We start from the raw sequence: 19,356 nt of genomic DNA on the forward strand, positions 1-19,356 counted from the left end.
ATTTACGCCGAAAGAGCCTGCTTTAATCGGAAGCGCTGGATCTTGCCGGATTCGGTCTTCGGAAGCGTGTCGGTGAAGACGACCGAGCGCGGATATTTGTAGGGCGCGATCACCGTCTTCACATGTTCCTGCAGAAGCTTCGCCATGGCGTCGCATGGGTCGGAACCCGGCACCAGCACGACATGCGCCTCGACGACCATGCCGCGAATATCGTCCGGCACACCGATCACCGCGCATTCCTGCACCGCCTCATGCTTCAGAAGCGCCGCCTCCACTTCCGGGCCGGCAATGTTGTAGCCACCGGAAACAATCATGTCGTCGGAGCGGGCGGCGAAGTGGAAATAGCCGTCCGCATCCTGCACGAAGGTGTCGCCGGTGACATTCCAGCCGCCACGGACGAAGTTTTTCTGGCGATCGTCGGCGAGATAACGGCAACCGATCGGGCCTCTGACTACGAGATGACCGGGCGTGCCGCGCGGCACTTCGTTGAGCTCGTCATCCACCACCTTGGCCTGATAGCCCATCAGCGGCTTGCCGGTGCTGGATGCCCTGAAATCGTTCAGGCGGTTGGAGATGAAGATATGCAGCATTTCCGTGCCGCCAATGCCGTCGAGGATCGGCGTGCCGGTCTTTCTCATCCACTCGTCGAAGACAGGCCCCGGCAATGTTTCGCCGGCAGAGACTGCGATCCGGAGCGAAGACAGATCCGCGCCACCATCCATTGCCGAAAGCATGGCGCGATAGGCGGTGGGTGCGGTGAAACAGATGGTCGCCTTATGCGTCTCGATGATCTCGATCAGCTTCGGCGGCGATGCGTTTTCGAGAAGCGCCGCGCTCGCGCCGAAACGCAGCGGGAAAACAGCAAGACCACCAAGCCCGAAGGTGAAGGCAAGCGGTGGCGAACCGACGAAAACATCGTCCGACCGGACGCCGAGAACTTCCTTGGCATAGGCATCGGCGATGATCAGGATATCGCGATGGAAATGCATCGTCGCCTTGGGCACGCCGGTCGATCCCGATGTAAATCCGAGCAGCGCCACGTCGTCGCGCCCCGTCTTCACCGCCTCGAATTTCACCGGCTTGTTGAGGGCTGCACGATCCAGTTCGGCATCGTGATTTGCGGTGCCGTCGAAACCTATGACCTGGGTCAGGAAATCGCTTTCCTTGGCGGCGGCGACCAGTTCGTCCATCAGCCGCGTGTCGCATAGCGCCAGTGTCACTTCCGCCTTGTCGATGATCTTGGCGAGTTCACCTGAACGCAGCATCGGCATGGTGTTGACGACGACGGCACCGGCCTTGGTCGCGGCCAGCCAGCAGGCGACCATGGCCGGATTGTTGGCCGAGCGGATCAAAATGCGGTTACCGGGCTTTACCCCATAATCCTCGGTCAGCGCCCGGGCGATGCGGTTCGTCCAGTCCGTCAGTTCCTTGTAGGTGCGCTGCCGGCCATTGCCGATCAGCGCCGTATGGTCGCCGAAACCACGCTCGACCATACGGTCGGTCAGCTCGACGCCGGCATTCATCCATTCGGGGTATTCGAAGCCATCGAGCCTTATTTCCGGCCATTCTTCGAAGGGCGGAAGGTTATCGCGGGCATAGGTATCCTGATGGCCTGACGGTCCCAGCATAATCACGTTCCCATTATTCTTATCGATGCGGCTTTTTGCCTTTTGTTCAGAATTGCACCGAGTTTCTGGACTGGCAAGAGAGAAATTTTAAGTTTGTAATATTTTTCGGAAGCGCCTGTTTTCACGACATTCTTTCCGATGAAAGGACTGGTCAGAGGCTTCCAATGCGGTATGTCTGAAGCAAAGGAACAGGTTAAGGAGAGCCGCATGCGCCATAAGATCATCGACTGGGACGACGCCTACGCCAACGGGATAAACATTCCGCAGGGCGAGCGCTGGCCGGATGCATGGGCAGAACCGGCCAAGACCTATCGTGATCGCATGGTCGAAACCGGTCGGGCGAAACTGGGCCTGACCTATGCCGACAAACCGCGCAATCGCTTCGACCTGTTCCTGCCGGCCGGCGATCCGATCGGCCTCGTCGTCTTTGTCCATGGCGGTTTCTGGATCAGGCTCGACAACGGCTATTTCTCGCATCTGGCCCATGGCGCGGTGGAAACCGGTTATGCGGTCGCCATGCCGAGCTACACGCTGGCACCGGAAAACCGGATTTCGGAGATTACCCAGGAAATCGGAAAAGCCATCGAGGCCGCTGCGGAAATCGTATCCGGTCCGATCCGGCTGACCGGGCATTCGGCCGGCGGGCATCTCGTCACCCGCATGGTCAGCGCCTCGTCTCCATTACCGGAGGAAATCCGCAAGCGGATCGTCAATGTCGTGTCGATCTCGGGCGTCCACGACCTGCGGCCGCTGATCGACACGCAGATGAACAAGATGCAGCAGATCGACATCGAGGAAGCCTATCTCGAAAGCCCTGCTTTGCTCGAACCGCTCAATCGCACCCGACTCACCTGCTGGGTCGGCGCCTCCGAGCGCTCGGAATTCCTGCGCCAGAACGCCCTGCTCGCCAATATCTGGAAGGGACTGGGTGCCGAGACGGATTGCGTCGAGGAACCGGATCGCCACCATTTCAACATTCTCGACGGACTTGCCGATCCGCATCATCCACTGACGGAAGCGCTGCTTACCTGACGCAGCTGCGCCCCCCTCGGCAACGGCTGATGCGTTTGCGGCATGGGAATGCGCAAGCAGTGCTTGTGGCGGTTCGAAGCCGGGATTAACGTCCCGGCTTTCTTCATTCTTGTCGGGGTCGCAACGATGTCCAGCGAAGACAGCCAGTATCGCCTGGGGGTGATCTATGTCGGCCTGTCGGCGCTGGCCTGGTCGCTGTCGGGACTATTCATGCGGGCGATCTCGACCGACCTGCCGACGATCATCTTTCTGCGCGGTCTGGTGTCGGGCACGGCAACGCTGCTTTTCTTCTTCTATCTGGAACGCGGCCGCGCCTGGCCGATCCTGAAGGCGATCCGCTGGCCGACGATCCTTGCCACCCTGTTTTCCGCCGGCAGCATGATTTCCGGCCTCGGCTCGATCTACTACACCTCTGTTGCCGATGCGATGGTGATCTATGCGACCGTGCCCTTCGTCACGGCCGGGATCGCCTTCCTGGTGATCGGCGAAAAGGCCAGCCGCTCGACCCTGATCGCCAGCAGTGTCGCCTTTGCCGGTGTCGCCATCATGCTGACCGATGCGGGCGGCGGCGGATCCATGCTTGGCAAGGGACTGGCGGGGATCATGACGCTCACGGTCGCCGCACTCGCCGTCATCATGCGCCAGCATCGTGACGTGCCGATGCTGCCTGCCATGGCATTTTCGGCCTATCTCTGCTCGGCCGTCACCTTCTTCTTCGCCAGCCCCGGCACCGCAACCGGGCAGGACATGACGCTGATCTTCCTGTTCGGCATCATGCAGAATGCACTCGGTCTCATTCTCTATACCTTTGGTGCAAGGCGCATTCCGGCCGCGGATGCCAGCCTCATCATTGCGCTGGAAGTACCGCTTACGCCGCTTTGGGTGTGGATGTTCATGGCCGAAATACCGCCGCAGGCAACGTTGATCGGCGGCCCCATTGTGCTTGCCGCTCTCTTCGGGCACATCTTCGTCGAATTTCGACGCAGTCGCGGGCCACTTCCCGCCGCATCACAACAAAGTCTCTGACTGACTGAGCGCATGACAAAGACAATCGCAATCATCGGCGGCGGCCCGGCCGGGCTTGCGGCGACAGAACTGCTTTCCGCGGAAGGTCTTTCCGTGACCGTCTATGACGCGATGCCGACATTGGCGCGTAAATTCCTGCTTGCCGGCAAATCCGGCCTGAACATCACCCATTCGGAGGATTTCGCCCGTTTTGCGGAGCGTTTCGGCAATGCTTCCCCTCGCCTGCGCCCGGCGCTCGATGCATTTACCCCGGATGATGTGCGCCGATGGGCAGCGGAACTCGGCACCGAAACATTCGTCGGCACGTCCGGCCGGGTTTTTCCTAACGTGATGAAAGCCTCTCCGCTGCTGCGCGCATGGCTGAAGCGGCTGGAAGCGCAGGGCGTGACACTCAAGACCCGGCATCGCTGGATCGGTTTCGACGGCGACGGATTTCGGTTAGAGACACCCGACGGCGAGATCACCATCCAGCCCGACGCTACGCTTCTGGCGCTCGGGGGCGCAAGCTGGCCGCGGCTTGGTTCGGATGCCGCCTGGGTGCCGTGGCTGAAGGATCAGGGCGTAACCGTTCACGATCTGCAACCCGCCAATTGCGGTTTCGACGTCGCCTGGAGCGATATCTTCGTCGAGCGTTTTTCCGGCGCGCCGTTGAAATCCGTGTCGACGACATCCGATGCCGGCAGCTATCCCGGCGAATTCGTCATTTCGAAACACGGTATCGAAGGTAGCCTCGTCTACGCCCATTCGGCTGCGCTGCGCGACCGGCTTTTCCGCGACGGCAAAGCTGCCATTACCGTCGACCTGATGCCGGGTCGAACACAGGAACGCCTTGCCCGCGATCTGGCAAGACAGGATGCCAAGGCAAGCTTTTCCAACCGGTTGCGCAAGGGTGCCGGGCTGGATGGCGTAAAGGCCGCGCTTCTCCGCGAACTGTCTAAAGGCGCAAACCGGATGCCTGCGGAACAACTTGCCGATCTGATCAAGACCCTGCCGATCCCGGTTTTGCGCCCCCGCCCGATCGCCGAGGCCATCTCGTCGGCCGGTGGCATCGCGTGGAGCGACATCGACGAGCGCTACATGCTGAAATCTCGTCCCGGATTGTTCGCAGCCGGTGAAATGATCGACTGGGAAGCGCCAACGGGCGGATATCTTCTGACCGCCTGCTTTGCGACCGGGCGCGCGGCGGCACGCGGTATCCAGAACTGGCTGTCGGACAGTTAGTTTGGACAGGACTGCGGCCCTTTCTGCCGCTATTGTCTTGGATCAATGCCATGAAGCCGTTTTGCGGCAGATTGCGCGACAAGCCACCCCAACCACGTTCGTCAAATGACACGCCAGAGACGTCGACACATCATCCGCAAACGGCGGACCACAACCGGTTTGGCGCTTGTCGCCGCAGTCTCCTTCATTGCCGGCATGACGGACGCGATCGGTCTCATCCTTTCCGGTGACTTCGTCTCGTTCATGAGCGGCAACACGACGCGCGCGGCGATATCCTTTGTCGATGGTGACTATGGTCATGCCTTGACCCTGTTCGGCGCGATATGGGTTTTCATTCTTGGCAATGCGCTGGGTATCGTGCTTGCCCACCGCGTCTCGGCGCGGCGCGCCTTTGTGGTGCTTTCGACCGTGGCAATCCTGCTCGCAGTAGCCTCGACCTTACCTGCGGATTATCTACGGGCGCAATTCTACCTCGTCGTGCTTTCCATGGGGCTGATTAACGCGACAGTTGAACAGATCGAAGGCCTGCCGATCGGACTGACCTATATCACCGGGGCATTGTCCCGCTTCGGTCGCGGCATCGGGCGATGGATGATCGGCGATCGCAATCCGCGCGGCTGGCTGATCCAGACGGTACCATGGACCGGAATGGCGGCCGGAGCCGTGACCGGAGCCTTTACCACTCATTATATGGGCAAGGATGCACTGTCCGTCGTCGCCATGCTGACCATCGTCGTTGCGCTCGCCACAAGGGCGTTGCCACGTCCGCTTCACCTGCATTTCCAGCAGCCGATCGTTCACCGCCGCCGCGACGCGCTGTAGACTGCCCGCGAATCGAATTCGCGAGCCTCAATGTTTCTTCTTTCCAAGTTGTTCTGGGTTTTCGCCCAACCGCTCTCCATCGCCTTCCTGCTTGCCACGCTAGCGGCTGTGCTTGCTGTCATCGGCTGGCGCAGGCTTTCCGGCCTTTCGGCTTTCCTTTCAGCGCTGACGCTCTTCATCACGCTGTTCACGACAATGGGTGTGGTCGCATTGCAGGTACTGGAAGCGCGGTTTGAAAGACCGGCAGAGGATCCTGCCGAGGTCTCGTGCATGATAATCCTTGGCGGTGCCTTCGACAACGAGATCAATACGGCGCGGGGCGGCATGGAGCTCAACCAGTCGGCCGACCGTTTCGTCGAAGCCCTGCGGCTTGCCCGCAACCATCCTGAGGCGCGCATTCTGGTTTCGGGCGGCGACGGGTCGATCAGCGGCACTTTCGAGGGCGAGGCGCAGACGGCGGAACGTTTCTTCTCGGCCTTCGGCATTTCTAGCGACCGGTTGATCAAGGAAAACACCTCGCGCACGACCTACGAGAACAGCCTCAACACGGCCGAACTTCTGAAAGCGCAGGGGCTCAAGAACTGCCTGTTGATCACCTCGGCCTTCCACATGCCACGTTCCGTCGGCCTGTTCGCCAAGGTCGGCATCACCGTCACGCCCTGGCCGGTCGACTATCGAACGAGCGGCGTGGTCACGCCCGGCCTGGATTTCACCCAGCCGGCGCTCAACGCCCAGATCACCACCACTGCCGTACGCGAATGGATGAGCCTTGCCGCCTATTACCTGACGGGCCGGATCAGCTCGTTCTTCCCGAGATAGCTATTTCTTGGAGATCGTGACGAATTTCGTTCCGCGAACACGGACACGCATTTCGCAAGGCACCGCATCGGTGCGTTCGCAAAAGCGCGGATGCATTTTGAACATGAAGACCATGTTGCCGAAATACTGGACGAAATCGTAGCCATAGACCTGAGCGGTGGCGATCATGATATAGCCGCCCTCCTTGGCCTGGACATAGAAATTCTGCGGGCAGCCGTCCTGATTGCATTTCGGGCCGCGAACACCGTCACAGGTGAGCGCGCTGTGGTCGATGACGACATCGGTAATATTGTCGTTGTTGATATCGAAGCGCTTGACGAAATTCGGACCGAAATCGACCGTCTTGCAGCTTTTCCGAAAGAAGCCCTTTTCGAACATTTCCGGATCCTGCAGCAGCTGTTGCTGGGCCAATGCCATCACGGGCATCATCACCAAAAGGGCGATGGCTTGGATTATCGCGACAAAATGCTTATTCACGGCGTTCACCACAGGCAAATTGATCTGTCTATGACGCTGCAGCACGAGTTACGTATATGCAGGTCACGAGCTAATGTCCTCAACACTTAGGCTCAGGCACTTGCGCGACGCTGGAGAATGACATGCCGCTGCTGATGATACTCGATTATATGGGCGTGGCGGTATTTGCTGCAACAGGCGCGCTTGCCGCCTCGCGCAAGGAGCTTGATCTCATCGGCTTCCTGTTCTTTGCCGCTGTGACCGGATCGGGTGGAGGAACCGTGCGTGATCTGATCCTCGGTCGCCCGGTGTTCTGGGTCATCGATCCGATCTACATTCTGATCTGCGTCGCCACCGGCGCCTTCGTCTATTTCACCGCCTATTACGTGGAATCGCGTTACAAGCTGCTTTTATGGCTCGATGCGATTGGCCTTGCCGCCTACTGCGTGCTCGGCGCTGCCAAGGGCATGGCCGCAACCGGATCGCCAACGATTGCGATCGTTACCGGCGTGATGACCGCGACCCTGGGCGGCGTGTTGCGCGACGTTCTGGCAAACGAGCCTTCGGTGCTGTTGCGTCCGGAAATCTACATCACGTCCGCGCTTGCCGGAGCCGCAACCTTTACGGCCGTACACGCAATGGGCCAGCCGCTTTTCGTCAGCGCCGGCTGCGGTGTGGTAATTTCCTTCGCGCTACGCGGCGGCGCGCTCCATTACGGCTGGACCCTGCCGCGCTATATGTCGCGACCAGGCAGGCCTCCCGAGGAAGCTCTGAAGTCAAGCAAAAGAAAGAAGCGCCGCTAAAGCGGCTTCAACGAAATTTCAGCAAAACCGGTGCCCGGTTTTGTCGGAATGTCTTCAAGCGTCAGGAGCGCTTTTCACGCAGGCGGATGACGACGTCCACATGGGCGATCTCCATGCCTTCCGGAGGTTCCGGCAGATTGCCGATCTCCAGATTGCCGACGGGAAGGTCCATGACCTCGTTGCGGCCTTCGATAAAGAAGTGATGGTGATCCGACGTGTTGGTGTCGAAATAGGTCTTGGCGCCCTCGACGGCGAGAACGCGGATCAGGCCGGCTTCGGTAAACTGGTGAAGCGTGTTGTAGACGGTTGCCAATGAGACCGGCACGCCTGCGATGATCGCTTCTTCGTGCAGTTCCTCGACCGTCAGGTGGCGGTCACCCTTGGCAAAAAGAAGATCGCCCAGCGCCACGCGCTGCCGTGTCGGCCGCAGGCCATGATGGCGCAACTTCACTTCGATTTCGGGTATGGCTTCTGCCATTCTGATCTGGAGCTCCTGCAACTCGCGATACTTCTCGAGTTTCGGATATAACTTTTGGCGGCTTGAGTTTCAACAGTTTCCCGCGTCGGATGCGCACGCAATGCCGCAAATATTCGGATTTTATGCCCGTCCCTCTGGTTTGCACGCTCCGGTTCCTATATGCGGACGTGACAAAATGATGTTCCAAGGCCCAATATCCCGGACCCGGAATGTTCAACGCTTCAATCATGGCTGTGCCTGAAACAGGGCCTGGCCCGCCTGACCTAGCGATCATAGGGGATGCGGAATTCGATGACGACCAGACAATCCAGCTTCAATTACGAAGAAATTCTCGCCTGCGCACATGGTGAGCTCTTCGGGCCGGGTAACGCGCAATTGCCGCTGCCGCCGATGCTGATGGTCCACCGTATCACCGATATTTCCGAAACCGGCGGCGCCTTCGACAAGGGCTATATTCGCGCGGAATACGACGTGAAGCCGGATGACTGGTACTTCCCCTGCCATTTCGAAGGCAACCCGATCATGCCGGGCTGCCTCGGCCTTGACGGCATGTGGCAGCTGACCGGTTTCTTCCTCGGCTGGCTGGGCGAAGAAGGCCGCGGCATGGCGCTTTCGACCGGCGAGGTGAAGTTCAAGGGCATGATCCGCCCGACCACGAAGCTTCTCGAATTCGGCATCGACTTCAAGCGCGTCATGAAGGGCCGGCTCGTGCTCGGCACCGCTGACGGCTGGCTGAAGGCCGATGGAGAAACTATCTATCAGGCAACCGACCTTCGCGTCGGCCTGTCCAAGGACAAGACGGCCTGAGGCAAACTCAAGGCCAACTGACGGAAACAACAAGGGTTACAGCAAATGAGACGGGTAGTTGTCACGGGCCTCGGTATCGTGTCCTCGATCGGTAACGACGCAGGCGAAGTCACCGAATCCTTGAGGGCTGCGAAATCCGGCATCTCTTTTTCTCCCGATTTCGCCGAGCACGGCTTCAAGTGCCAGGTCTGGGGAAAGCCGAATATCGACACGACGGACCTCGTTGACCGCCGCGCCATGCGCTTCCTCTCTCAGGGCGGCGCCTGGAACCACGTTGCGATGAAGCAGGCGTTGGCAGACAGCGGCCTGGAAGAAAAGGACTACGCCGAAAACGAGCGTGCCGGCATCATCATGGGTTCGGGCGGTCCTTCCACCCGGACGCTGATCGAAGCCGCCGATATCACGATCAAGAACAACAGCCCGAAGCGCATCGGCCCGTTTGCGGTGCCGAAGGCAATGTCGTCCACGGCATCGGCAACGCTTGCCACCTGGTTCAAGATCCACGGCGTCAACTACTCGATCTCGTCGGCCTGCTCGACTTCGGCGCATTGCATCGGCAATGCCGCTGAGATGATCCAGTGGGGCAAGCAGGACATCATGTTCGCCGGCGGCCACGAAGATCTCGACTGGACCATGTCGAACCTGTTCGACGCCATGGGCGCCATGTCTTCGAAGTATAACGACAACGCAGCCAATGCCTCGCGCGCCTATGACGCCGATCGCGACGGTTTCGTCATCGCCGGCGGTGCAGGCGTTCTGGTTCTCGAAGAACTGGAACATGCCAAGGCTCGCGGCGCCAAGATCTATGCCGAAATCACCGGTTACGGCGCAACCTCGGACGGTTACGACATGGTCGCTCCGTCGGGCGAAGGTGCCATCCGCTGCATGCGTCAGGCACTTTCCACGGTGAAGGGTGAAGTCGACTACATCAACACCCACGGCACCTCGACGCCTGTCGGTGACTCGAAGGAAATCGGCGCGATCCGTGAAGTCTTCAAGGACAAGATCCCGCATATCCAGTCGACCAAGTCGCTGACCGGCCATTCGCTGGGTGCAGCCGGCGTGCAGGAATCGATCTACGGCCTGCTGATGATGCAGGCCGGCTTCATCGGCGAAAGCGCTCATATCCAGAACCTCGATCCTGAATTCGATGGCGTGCCGATCGTGCGCAAGCGTATCGACAATGCCAAGATCGATACGGTTCTGTCGAACTCGTTCGGTTTCGGCGGCACCAACGCAACGCTCGTCTTCCAGCGCTACAACGGATAAACCCATGACGGGTATCATGCAGGGGAAGCGCGGCCTCATCATGGGGGTCGCGAACAACCATTCCATCGCCTGGGGCATCGCGAAAGCCCTTTCAGCCCAAGGCGCGGAACTTGCCTTCACCTATCAGGGCGAGGCATTGGGCAAGCGGGTAAAGCCGCTTGCGACGGAAATCGGCTCCGATTTCGTCATTCCCTGCGACGTTGAAGATATCACATCGGTCGACGCAACCTTTGCGGCGATCAAGGAGCGCTGGGGCTCCTTCGATTTCCTCGTTCATGCGATCGGCTTTTCCGACAAGAACGAGCTGAAGGGCCTCTACGCCGACACCACGCGCGAAAACTTTTCGCGCACCATGGTGATCTCCTGCTTTTCCTTCACCGAGATTGCCAAGCGAGCTGTCGAGCTGATGCCCAATGGCGGCTCGCTGCTGACGCTGACCTATAACGGCTCGCAGCGCGTCATTCCTAACTACAACGTGATGGGCGTTGCCAAAGCGGCTCTCGAAGCCTCCGTGCGCTATCTGGCGGCCGACTACGGCCCGCGTGACATCCGCGTCAACACGATCTCTGCCGGCCCCGTACGCACGCTTGCCGGCGCCGGCATTTCCGATGCGCGGGCGATCTATTCCTGGAACCGGGAAAACGCGCCCTTGCGCCGCACCGCCACGATCGAGGATATCGGCGGCTCCGCGCTCTATCTCCTCTCCGATCTCTCGCGCGGCGTAACCGGCGAAGTGCATTACGTCGATGCCGGCTACAGCATCACCTCGCTGCCGACACTCGACAAGTTGCGCCGAGCCGACGCCGAGTAACAACAGCGTCCCGCGTCGTATTCTAGTGCTTGGGATCAATCCGTTTGAGCTCCTCAGCGGCTTGGGCGTTCCCAGCCTCTGAGGCCTCTTTCAGCAACGATTTCGCCCTCTTTGGGTCGACAGCTTCGATCAGCTGGGCCAGCTTCCATTTCGCCCAGTGGTCGTTTGTCTTCGGCAGGCTGAGCTCGAGATAGCGCCTTGCCAGCCCGACATCCTTCTTCATGCCCTCACCATCCGCGAGCATGAAGGCCAGCATGTGATAACCCCAGATATTGCCGTTCTCGGCCGCGACGCGATACCAGATGGCGGCGATCGATGGATCAGCCGTGACAGCGATCCCCTTCTGGTAACACCAGCCGACCTTGAGCTGGCCATGCTTGTCGTTCCCGGCCGCCGCCTTCATGTACCATGAGAAAGCCTGAACAGGGTCTGGAGCGAGCCCCTGGCCGTTCTCGTAGATCTCACCGAGCTTGTAGGCAGCCGCGATATTGCCCTTGTCTGCGGCAAGCCTGAAATAATGAGCCGCAAGCTTCTGATCGGTCGGGCTTGCCACCTTGCGTCCCTGATGGACCTCGGCGGCGTTATACCATTCCCATGTGATACGGGCTGAATCGGCAAAGGCCACATTCGCTGCGGCCAGCCATGCTGCGAAGATCAAGATCAGCCGTCTCATTCGCCTGCCCTAACGCCACCCCGTGCAACTCTAGTTTGCAAGCGTGACTTCAGGCAAGCGATGAATATAAGGCGGGCCCTGCTAGTCGGAGGCGCTTACTTCTTGCCCCACATAACCTTGAACTTGGAGTTACGGCAGGTTTCGCCGTATTCACGGAAGGCTTCAGCAAGGACCGGCTCGTAGGGCAGGCCGCGATTGGCGACCATCATCAGGCGACCGCCCTGCTTGAGTGCAGCTGCAGCCGTGCGGATCATCGTCCTGCCCAGTTCCGGATCGGCGGCCTGCGCCTCGTGGAAGGGCGGGTTCATGATGACGAGATCGTATTTTTCCTTCGGCGGCTCGGCTCCGAGATCCTGCCAGAAGAAACGTGCCTGCAGATCCGGGCAGTTATGCGCCAGGTTCTGCTTGGCGAATTCTAGCGCCCGGTAATCAGCCTCGAACAGGTCGATGCGGTTCACCCGTGGAGACTTTTCAGCCAGCATCACCGAGAGATAACCCCAGCCTGCGCCGAAGTCGGCGACATTGCCGTCGAAATCGGTCGGGAAACGGCCTGCGAGCAGTTCGGAGCCCGCATCGATGCGATCATGGCTGAACATGCCCGGAGCAGCCTGGAAGCGTCCCTCGACCGTCACAGCGGTCTTCTTCAGTGCCTTGATTGCATCGCTTGCATCTTCCGGCCGTGCGAACCAGATGGCGACGCCGTGATATTTCGGCGCGTAATCGAGAATGATGCCGAGCTTCAAGAGCATGGTGCGGATCGGCTGGATGCCGTCTTCCTTGCCGCCGGCAACCACGATCAGGCCACCGACCTTGACGCGGGCCAAAGCCTCGGCGATGCGGTTCTCGTTGTCACCGCGATGTTTGCCGCACAGAACCAGCGCGCCGTCATAATCCTCGCCCTCGGCTTCCGGAAAGGCGTTTTCGCGCAAGGAGCGGAAGAGCGGACGGAACGGTTGCACGGAGGTGATTTCCGCGTCAAAGCCTTCCGGCCTCGCATTGCCGGCCTCGGCGCCGAGAAAGATCACCCGCTCGCCTTCGCCGGGCATGGGCACGGCATCGGTAACGAAGGGATGGAAGAGGGTTTTCAGGGCGTCGCGGCTCATGGGTTCGGACCTTAGCGGATCGTGTTTCGTATCTATGAATAAAGAAAAGGCGCGGAAGAAGAAACTTCCGCGCCCCTGATTTCAATCGGCTGAAAGCTTATTCGGCGGCAGCGTCGCCGTCGGCCTTCTTGATTTCCTCGCCGGTGGCCTGGTCTACGACCTTCATCGACAGGCGAACCTTGCCGCGCTCGTCGAAGCCCATCAGCTTGACCCAGACCTTGTCGCCTTCCTTGACGACGTCAGAGGTCTTGGCAACGCGCTCGGAAGCGAGCTGCGAGATGTGGACCAGACCGTCGCGGGCGCCGAAGAAGTTGACGAAGGCGCCGAAATCGGCGGTCTTCACAACGGTGCCTTCGTAGATCACGCCGACTTCCGGCTCGGCAACGATCGAGTGGATCCACTTGCGGGCCGCTTCGATTTCCTTGCCCGAGGAAGATGCGATCTTCACGGTGCCGTCGTCTTCAATGTTGATCTTGGCGCCGGTCTTTTCGACGATTTCGCGGATGACCTTGCCGCCCGAACCGATGACTTCACGGATCTTGTCGACCGGGATGTTCATCACTTCGATGCGCGGTGCGAATTCGCCGAGCTGCGAACGGCCTTCGGAGATCGCATTCGACATTTCGCCGAGGATGTGGGTACGACCGCCCTGTGCCTGGGCAAGAGCGACCTTCATGATCTCTTCGGTGATGCCGGCGATCTTGATGTCCATCTGCAGCGAGGTGATGCCGTCGGCAGTACCTGCAACCTTGAAGTCCATGTCGCCGAGGTGGTCTTCGTCACCGAGGATGTCGGAGAGAACCGCGAAACGGTCACCTTCGAGGATCAGGCCCATGGCGATACCGGCAACCGGCTTTGCGAGCGGAACGCCTGCATCCATCAGAGCGAGCGAGGTGCCGCAAACGGTTGCCATCGAGGACGAGCCGTTGGACTCGGTGATCTCGGAGACGACGCGCAGGGTGTAGGGGAACTGTTCTGCCGAAGGAAGCATCGGACGGATAGCGCGCCATGCGAGCTTGCCGTGACCGATTTCGCGGCGGCCCGGGGAACCCATGCGGCCGGTTTCACCAACGGAATAGGGCGGGAAGTTATAATGGAGCAGGAAGCGCTCCTTGTACATGCCCGTGAGGCTATCGACATACTGTTCGTCTTCGCCGGTGCCGAGCGTGGCGACAACGATCGCCTGCGTTTCGCCACGGGTGAACAGAGCCGAACCGTGGGTGCGCGGCAGGAGGCCGACTTCCGAGACGATCGGGCGGACGGTGACGAGGTCACGACCGTCGATACGGCTCTTGGTGTCGAGAATGTTCCAACGAACGATCTTCGCCTGCAGGTGCTTGAAGACAGAGCCGATGACTTCGGCCGTGTATTTCGGCTCAACGCCTTCCGGGAAGAAGTGAGCCTTGACCTTAGCCTTGACGGCGTCGACGGCAGCGTAACGATCAGCCTTCTGGGTGATCTTGTAGCCTTCGCGCAGTTCGGCTTCGAAATGCTTCAGCATTTCGGCTTCGAGTTCGGAATAGTCTTCCGGCTGGAAGTCGCGCGGTTCCTTGGCAGCCACTTCAGCGAGCTTGATGATCGCGTCGATAACCGGCTGGAAACCCTTGTGGCCGAACATGACGGCGCCGAGCATGACGTCTTCGTTCAGTTCCTTGGCTTCGGATTCAACCATCAGGACGGCGTCCTGGGTACCGGCAACAACGAGGTCGAGAACCGATTCTTCCATCTCGTCGAGATGCGGGTTCAGGACGTATTCGCCGTTGATGTAGCCGACGCGTGCGCCGCCGACCGGGCCCATGAAGGGAACGCCGGACAGGGTAAGAGCCGCAGACGTGGCAACCATGGACAGGATGTCCGGGTTGTTCTCGAGGTCATGCTGGACGACGGTGACGACGACCTGGGTATCGTTCTTGTAGCCTTCCGGGAAGAGCGGGCGGATCGGACGGTCGATCAGGCGCGAAACCAGCGTTTCGTTTTCCGACGGACGACCTTCGCGCTTGAAGTAGCCACCCGGGATCTTGCCGGCGGCGTAGGTCTTTTCCTGGTAGTTGACGGTCAGCGGGAAGAAGTCCTGGCCCGGCTTCGGCGCCTTGGCCGAAACGACGGTGGCGAGAACGACGGTTTCGCCGTAGGTGGCGAGAACCGCGCCGTCAGCCTGACGGGCGATCTTGCCCGTTTCCAGCTTCAGCGTACGGCCGGCCCATTCGATTTCGACGGAGTGGGTATTGAACATATATTGTCCTTCAACGCGGGAAACGGCGTCTCGCCCCGGCTTTTCTCAAAGCGAAGAGGCGGCAACACATTCCACCGCAGTCATTGCGACACATCACGGGCAAGACAACGAGAAGCTTTTCAGATTGACCGAAGCCGTTTTGCGGCTCCGGCCAAAAGCATCCGGCAATCCTGCCCCATGACAGGTCTGGTTTTGGTGGCGAAACCGGCCCATCCGGGTCCGCCTCAGTCTGGCACCCGAAAGGTGCCGAAATAGAGATCCGGCGGACCCTTCGGATGAAGAGCCCGCCGAGAACTTGTTAGCGGCGCACGCCCAGGCTGGTGATCAGCTTGGTGTAACGGGCTTCGTCCTTCTTCTTGAGGTAGTCAAGAAGCGAACGACGGCTCGAAACCATGGTCAGAAGGCCACGACGGGAGTGGTTGTCCTTCTTGTGGCCCTTGAAGTGTTCCGTCAGATTGTTGATCCGCTCGGTGAGGATAGCAACCTGGACTTCCGGCGAACCGGTGTCGCCTTCGACGGTTGCGTATTCCTTGATGAGTTCGGCCTTACGTTCTGCAGTGATCGACATCGTCTGATCCTTTACATTGAAGAGGAAATAGGGTCGCCAAAGGCCGGGATGTCGTCCAGCCTTGGCCGTGAAAAGCCTCGGAGACCGAGAGCTTGCGGGGCCTATAGACGAATTCCGGGCAAAAGGAAAGAGGTGTGAGATAGGCGGAGCATGGGCCTGCATGCGCGCAAGCCCCCCTCCCCGGCTCCGCTTCGCTCGGCGCACCCTCCCCCCGTAAACGGGGCGAGGAGAACGGAGACTGCGGCAAGTCCCTTCACCCCGCTTGCGGGGAGAAGGCGGCGGCAGCCGGATGAGGGGCAGCCGCCAACGCTAAATTCTACCCAAAGACGCGCTTCGGGCGGAACTCGCCCTGGCCAATCTCGCCGATGGCGATCAGCTTGCCACGCACGGTGGCATAGGCTTCCGGCTCTTCGACCGGAACATCGCGGCCGCGCAAAATGATCGGGTTGCCCATCTTGATGCGGTGGGCCTGCTCTTCGGTCACCGGCAGATGCGGCAACGAGGAGAGCGCCTCGGCGGTATCGATCAGATAGGCGTCGAGAGCGGCAAGCCGCTCGTCGCGGTCCTCGATCTCTTCCAGCGCAACCAGATCGGCAAGCGGCACCATCTTGTCCTCGCCGAAGGGCGCGACGAAGGTGCGGCGCAGATTGGAGATATGACCGTAGCAGCCGAGTTCGCGGCCGAAATCGCGGGCGAGCGAACGAACATAGGTGCCCTTGCCGCATTCGACCTCGAAATGCGCCTCGTTCTCACCGACACCGAGCAGCGTCAGACGGAATATTTCGACTTCGCGGGACGGGATTTCGACGGTTTCGCCGTCACGGGCGAGATCATAGGCGCGCTCGCCGGCGATCTTGATTGCCGAAAACTGCGGCGGGATCTGTTGAATGACGCCGGTATAGTTCGGCAACAGATCGCGGATCGCCTGTTCGGCCGGGCGCGTGTCGGAGGAAGCCGTCACCTCGCCTTCCAGATCGTCGGTCGAGCGTTCCTCTCCCCAGGTCACGGTGAATTCGTAGATCTTGCGACCGTCCATGACGTAAGGCACGGTTTTCGTCGCATCGCCCAATGCGATCGGCAGCATGCCGGAGGCAAGCGGGTCGAGCGTGCCGGCGTGGCCGGCCTTCTGGGCGTTGAGCAGCCACTTGATCTTGGACACGGCTTCGGTCGAACCGAAGTCCACCGGCTTGTCGAGGATAAGCCAGCCGGAAACCGCCCGGCCCTTGGGTTTGCGTGGTTTGGACATGCGTTCTCTTTAGTAGATTATTCTTTGTCTTCGTCTGTCGCACCAAGATCCCGCTGGACCTCGGGCGAACGCAGCAGCTCGTCGATCTTCTTGTAGTTGTCGAAGCTGGTATCGTCGCGGAAGCGGACTTCCGGCATGTATTTCATCTGCCTAAGCTGGCCGCCGAGCCGGCCGCGAATGAATTTCGCGTTGCGGTTCAACGCTGCAATCACGGCCTCATGGTCGGGAAGACCGAGCGGCGTCACATAGGCGGTCGCGATCTTCAGATCGGGCGACATGCGCACTTCCGATACGGAGATAACGGTCTTTTCGAGCAGGTCGTCGCGCACTTCGCCGCGCTGCAGGACCTGGGTGATGGCGGCGCGAACCTGTTCGCCAACGCGAAGCATGCGCTGGGACGGCGCCGAAGATGTAGCCTTTGCCATGTCTTGTTCTCTTTGCTAACGCCGCCGGGGTTCGTCCCGCCAGGGTGAGACCCTTGGGCGCCTTTTCAATCAAGGGCGTCAAATGACCCAGAGCCGGCCAAAGGTCAAGGCGCAGGCGCCGATAAATCGCGCCCCGCCACCGCGGGACGCAGGCTGTGTCTCTCAGAGACGGATGACGAGATCAGGCCTCATCAGAACAGGGCGTCGTCGATATCGTCATCGCTCATGACAGCCGCAACAACGGCCGTTTCAACAGGAGGCGCGGTGCCCAGAACAGCTGCATGCAGTTCACGTTCGGAAACCATGGTGTAAAGCTTGCCGATGCGGGCGCCGAGATCGGCCAGTACCGGTTCCAGGTCGGCGGAGAGTTCGGCCGCCTCGACCATCGAAATCTCGTCGGCGCAGTTGCGCAGCACTTCGCCGAGTTCGGCCTTGAAATCGAGGCGCGACAGGGAGTGTTCCATCTGATCGATGGCGACGCCGCTCTGCTCGCTCAGACCATCCATTTCTGCATCCATCCGATCGCCGACCTCGCGGATGCTCTGCATTGCCCTTGCCAACCGATCGTCCAGCAGTTCCTGGCTATCGCCTTCATGACCGATATTCAGTTTGTCGGAAGCCGTTTCCAGGGTCTTCAGTTCGGCCAGCACCCTCTCTGCCGTTTCGTCCAGCTGCGCCGCAAAATTGCGCAGTTCAGCAGTAACGACATTAAGTGCCTTGCCGTGTTCGCCGATCTTGCCGCAGCGCAGATTGGTGTTCAGCGCCATATAATGAATGTCGGTGCGTACCAGTTGCAGCAGGCCGACACCATCGATCAGCTCGCGAACTGTGGTTCCGGTCGAGCGGCTGAGTTCGCCTGCCTCCATCGCCACGGCCTCGATTTCCTGGACCGCCTCGCGCGCTACGCCGACATTGGCTTCAAGCCGGCGCATCGCGTTATCGCCGCCACCTTCGGTCATCATCCGGCGCAGACCATCAATCTCCCCGAGATCGGAACGGAAGCTTGCCACCGTCTCGACGATCTTCATCGTATCACGATCGAAATCGTCGATTGACTGGCTGAGCTGCAGAGCGACAAGATTGGTGATGATCGACGACAGGTTTGTCCGGTCGGCTGCCATCAGCATTCCGGCTTCAGTTTCAAGGTAACCGTCGAGAAGCGTCAAGGTGCTCTGGCAATGTTCGATGCGCTGGCGGGTGATATCGCCGATCTGCATGGCAGATAGAACGGAGGCAAGCTTGCCCTGAATGCCGGCCGCGATCTGGCGCACGCGAGCGGCGCGCTCGACCAATACCTTCTGCTGAGCGCTGATCTCGGCGCCACCGGTCGAAAGACCGGTCACGATGCCCGGAATGGTCGCTTCATAACGCTCAACCGTTGCTGCGCCGCGCTCCATGACCGAACCCAGGCCCGAACCGAGCGACTTCAACTTGTCGCCGAACTCGTTCACCTGCCTTGTCCCGGTCTGGATGCGTTCGAGAATTTCTTCAGCGAAGCCTGCGAAATCAGGAATGCCTGCGCCGGTTATCTTGGCTGTCACTGCAAAGGTGCGCAGATAGCGCATGGTTTCCTGCATATCCGCCACATGCGGCCGCAGATTGCGTTCGGCCCCGGAAATATCGACAAAACCGGCCTGACGCGCGGTTTCGATTGCGCTGAGTTCGGAAAGCCGGCCGACAGTCTGTTGCAATTCGGCCATGGTGGCATTGGCCGTTTCCTCGTCGAGCGATCCGGTAATCTGGTCGAGCGATCCGATCAGCTTGTTGAGAACGTCGAGAACGGAAAGAAGTGCTGCGCCCCCGTCGAGAAAGCGCTCTTCAATACGGGATCTCGCGGTCTCCATTCGCTCAACAAGACCAGAAACCGAGCCCGAGCCTTCATAAGGCTCCGCCCTGTTCACCAAAACTGCCGCAACTGCCACTTCGGCCACCCTTC

19 protein-coding genes are annotated in these 19,356 nt (G+C 60.0%); 9 read left to right on the top strand and 10 right to left on the bottom strand.

The window, feature by feature from the left end; translation table 11 throughout:
• Positions 1 to 2: 2 nt before the first annotated feature.
• Entirely contained in the window at positions 3 to 1,628 is a 1,626-nt protein-coding gene (locus tag HNQ72_RS15230) for an AMP-binding protein (protein WP_183993002.1), read from the bottom strand.
• A gap of 207 nt (positions 1,629 to 1,835) precedes the next feature.
• Between HNQ72_RS15230 and HNQ72_RS15235 the strand changes: the two genes are divergently transcribed.
• The 5 genes from HNQ72_RS15235 to HNQ72_RS15255 all read left to right on the top strand — a co-directional run bounded on the left by HNQ72_RS15235 (position 1,836) and on the right by HNQ72_RS15255 (position 6,548).
• Positions 1,836 to 2,660 carry an alpha/beta hydrolase gene (locus tag HNQ72_RS15235; protein WP_183993003.1) on the top strand — a complete coding sequence of 275 codons (825 nt, stop codon included), beginning with the start codon at positions 1,836 to 1,838 and terminating at the stop codon, positions 2,658 to 2,660.
• A gap of 126 nt (positions 2,661 to 2,786) precedes the next feature.
• Positions 2,787 to 3,686, top strand: coding sequence for a DMT family transporter (locus HNQ72_RS15240; RefSeq protein ID WP_183993004.1), 900 nt, complete (start codon positions 2,787 to 2,789; stop codon positions 3,684 to 3,686).
• Positions 3,687 to 3,698: 12 nt separating this feature from the next.
• Entirely contained in the window at positions 3,699 to 4,907 is a 1,209-nt protein-coding gene (locus tag HNQ72_RS15245; RefSeq protein ID WP_183993005.1) for a TIGR03862 family flavoprotein, read from the top strand.
• Between the two features lie 105 nt (positions 4,908 to 5,012).
• Entirely contained in the window at positions 5,013 to 5,729 is a 717-nt protein-coding gene (locus HNQ72_RS15250) for a YoaK family protein (protein WP_183993006.1), read from the top strand.
• 30 nt (positions 5,730 to 5,759) lie between these two features.
• Complete coding sequence (locus HNQ72_RS15255) at positions 5,760 to 6,548, top strand: YdcF family protein (RefSeq protein WP_183993007.1); 789 nt, start codon at positions 5,760 to 5,762, stop codon at positions 6,546 to 6,548.
• Here the strand turns inward: HNQ72_RS15255 and HNQ72_RS15260 are convergent, their stop codons facing one another.
• The gene (locus HNQ72_RS15260) at positions 6,549 to 6,977 is read right to left on the bottom strand and encodes a hypothetical protein (RefSeq protein WP_183993162.1); all 429 of its coding nucleotides are present in this window, start codon (positions 6,975 to 6,977) and stop codon (positions 6,549 to 6,551) included.
• Positions 6,978 to 7,147: 170 nt separating this feature from the next.
• Here HNQ72_RS15260 and HNQ72_RS15265 point away from each other — a divergent pair, with 170 nt between their 5' ends.
• Positions 7,148 to 7,807 carry a trimeric intracellular cation channel family protein gene (locus tag HNQ72_RS15265; protein WP_148146258.1) on the top strand — a complete coding sequence of 220 codons (660 nt, stop codon included), beginning with the start codon at positions 7,148 to 7,150 and terminating at the stop codon, positions 7,805 to 7,807.
• 61 nt (positions 7,808 to 7,868) lie between these two features.
• On the opposite strand, the gene irrA is transcribed toward HNQ72_RS15265, so the two are convergent.
• On the bottom strand, positions 7,869 to 8,285 hold the full coding sequence (gene irrA, locus HNQ72_RS15270) for an iron response transcriptional regulator IrrA (RefSeq protein WP_148146259.1): 417 nt from the start codon (positions 8,283 to 8,285) through the stop codon (positions 7,869 to 7,871).
• A gap of 291 nt (positions 8,286 to 8,576) precedes the next feature.
• On the opposite strand from irrA, the gene fabA reads away from it, so the two are divergent.
• Genes fabA through fabI form a run of 3 tightly spaced genes read left to right on the top strand, consistent with a single transcriptional unit; the run spans position 8,577 to position 11,172 of the window.
• On the top strand, positions 8,577 to 9,092 hold the full coding sequence (gene fabA / locus HNQ72_RS15275; RefSeq protein ID WP_148146260.1) for a 3-hydroxyacyl-[acyl-carrier-protein] dehydratase FabA: 516 nt from the start codon (positions 8,577 to 8,579) through the stop codon (positions 9,090 to 9,092).
• Positions 9,093 to 9,137: 45 nt separating this feature from the next.
• Positions 9,138 to 10,361 (top strand): beta-ketoacyl-ACP synthase I, encoded by a 1,224-nt coding sequence (gene fabB / locus HNQ72_RS15280; RefSeq protein ID WP_112506941.1) that lies wholly within the window; start codon positions 9,138 to 9,140, stop codon positions 10,359 to 10,361.
• A gap of 4 nt (positions 10,362 to 10,365) precedes the next feature.
• Complete coding sequence (gene fabI / locus HNQ72_RS15285) at positions 10,366 to 11,172, top strand: enoyl-ACP reductase FabI (protein WP_183993008.1); 807 nt, start codon at positions 10,366 to 10,368, stop codon at positions 11,170 to 11,172.
• Positions 11,173 to 11,194: 22 nt separating this feature from the next.
• Here the strand turns inward: fabI and HNQ72_RS15290 are convergent, their stop codons facing one another.
• From HNQ72_RS15290 to HNQ72_RS15320, 7 genes are all read right to left on the bottom strand, one after another.
• Positions 11,195 to 11,845, bottom strand: coding sequence for a tetratricopeptide repeat protein (locus HNQ72_RS15290; protein ID WP_183993009.1), 651 nt, complete (start codon positions 11,843 to 11,845; stop codon positions 11,195 to 11,197).
• A 95-nt stretch (positions 11,846 to 11,940) separates the two neighbouring features.
• The gene (locus HNQ72_RS15295) at positions 11,941 to 12,948 is read right to left on the bottom strand and encodes a class I SAM-dependent methyltransferase (RefSeq protein WP_183993010.1); all 1,008 of its coding nucleotides are present in this window, start codon (positions 12,946 to 12,948) and stop codon (positions 11,941 to 11,943) included.
• 97 nt (positions 12,949 to 13,045) lie between these two features.
• Positions 13,046 to 15,181, bottom strand: a complete 2,136-nt coding sequence (gene pnp / locus HNQ72_RS15300; RefSeq protein ID WP_148146264.1) for a polyribonucleotide nucleotidyltransferase — start codon at positions 15,179 to 15,181, stop codon at positions 13,046 to 13,048.
• 298 nt (positions 15,182 to 15,479) lie between these two features.
• Positions 15,480 to 15,749, bottom strand: a complete 270-nt coding sequence (gene rpsO / locus HNQ72_RS15305; RefSeq protein WP_112459048.1) for a 30S ribosomal protein S15 — start codon at positions 15,747 to 15,749, stop codon at positions 15,480 to 15,482.
• Between the two features lie 316 nt (positions 15,750 to 16,065).
• Entirely contained in the window at positions 16,066 to 16,995 is a 930-nt protein-coding gene (gene truB / locus HNQ72_RS15310; RefSeq protein WP_183993011.1) for a tRNA pseudouridine(55) synthase TruB, read from the bottom strand.
• A gap of 17 nt (positions 16,996 to 17,012) precedes the next feature.
• Complete coding sequence (gene rbfA, locus HNQ72_RS15315; protein ID WP_148146266.1) at positions 17,013 to 17,420, bottom strand: 30S ribosome-binding factor RbfA; 408 nt, start codon at positions 17,418 to 17,420, stop codon at positions 17,013 to 17,015.
• Positions 17,421 to 17,611: 191 nt separating this feature from the next.
• Entirely contained in the window at positions 17,612 to 19,342 is a 1,731-nt protein-coding gene (locus HNQ72_RS15320; protein WP_183993012.1) for a hypothetical protein, read from the bottom strand.
• Positions 19,343 to 19,356 lie beyond the last annotated feature (14 nt).

The sequence above is a fragment of the Aliirhizobium wenxiniae genome, from assembly GCF_014201355.1.
GTDB lineage: Bacteria > Pseudomonadota > Alphaproteobacteria > Rhizobiales > Rhizobiaceae > Neorhizobium > Neorhizobium wenxiniae.

Excerpts from the sequence above, each read along its gene's own strand:
- HNQ72_RS15230 (WP_183993002.1), bottom strand. The coding sequence starts at position 1,628 with ATGCTGGGACCGTCAGGCCATCAGGATACCTATGCCCGCGATAACCTT.
- HNQ72_RS15235 (WP_183993003.1), top strand. The coding sequence starts at position 1,836 with ATGCGCCATAAGATCATCGACTGGGACGACGCCTACGCCAACGGGATA.
- HNQ72_RS15240 (WP_183993004.1), top strand. The coding sequence starts at position 2,787 with ATGTCCAGCGAAGACAGCCAGTATCGCCTGGGGGTGATCTATGTCGGC.
- HNQ72_RS15245 (WP_183993005.1), top strand. The coding sequence starts at position 3,699 with ATGACAAAGACAATCGCAATCATCGGCGGCGGCCCGGCCGGGCTTGCG.
- HNQ72_RS15250 (WP_183993006.1), top strand. The coding sequence starts at position 5,013 with ATGACACGCCAGAGACGTCGACACATCATCCGCAAACGGCGGACCACA.
- HNQ72_RS15255 (WP_183993007.1), top strand. The coding sequence starts at position 5,760 with ATGTTTCTTCTTTCCAAGTTGTTCTGGGTTTTCGCCCAACCGCTCTCC.
- HNQ72_RS15260 (WP_183993162.1), bottom strand. The coding sequence starts at position 6,977 with ATGATGCCCGTGATGGCATTGGCCCAGCAACAGCTGCTGCAGGATCCG.
- HNQ72_RS15265 (WP_148146258.1), top strand. The coding sequence starts at position 7,148 with ATGCCGCTGCTGATGATACTCGATTATATGGGCGTGGCGGTATTTGCT.
- irrA (WP_148146259.1), bottom strand. The coding sequence starts at position 8,285 with ATGGCAGAAGCCATACCCGAAATCGAAGTGAAGTTGCGCCATCATGGC.
- fabA (WP_148146260.1), top strand. The coding sequence starts at position 8,577 with ATGACGACCAGACAATCCAGCTTCAATTACGAAGAAATTCTCGCCTGC.
- fabB (WP_112506941.1), top strand. The coding sequence starts at position 9,138 with ATGAGACGGGTAGTTGTCACGGGCCTCGGTATCGTGTCCTCGATCGGT.
- fabI (WP_183993008.1), top strand. The coding sequence starts at position 10,366 with ATGACGGGTATCATGCAGGGGAAGCGCGGCCTCATCATGGGGGTCGCG.
- HNQ72_RS15290 (WP_183993009.1), bottom strand. The coding sequence starts at position 11,845 with ATGAGACGGCTGATCTTGATCTTCGCAGCATGGCTGGCCGCAGCGAAT.
- HNQ72_RS15295 (WP_183993010.1), bottom strand. The coding sequence starts at position 12,948 with ATGAGCCGCGACGCCCTGAAAACCCTCTTCCATCCCTTCGTTACCGAT.
- pnp (WP_148146264.1), bottom strand. The coding sequence starts at position 15,181 with ATGTTCAATACCCACTCCGTCGAAATCGAATGGGCCGGCCGTACGCTG.
- rpsO (WP_112459048.1), bottom strand. The coding sequence starts at position 15,749 with ATGTCGATCACTGCAGAACGTAAGGCCGAACTCATCAAGGAATACGCA.
- truB (WP_183993011.1), bottom strand. The coding sequence starts at position 16,995 with ATGTCCAAACCACGCAAACCCAAGGGCCGGGCGGTTTCCGGCTGGCTT.
- rbfA (WP_148146266.1), bottom strand. The coding sequence starts at position 17,420 with ATGGCAAAGGCTACATCTTCGGCGCCGTCCCAGCGCATGCTTCGCGTT.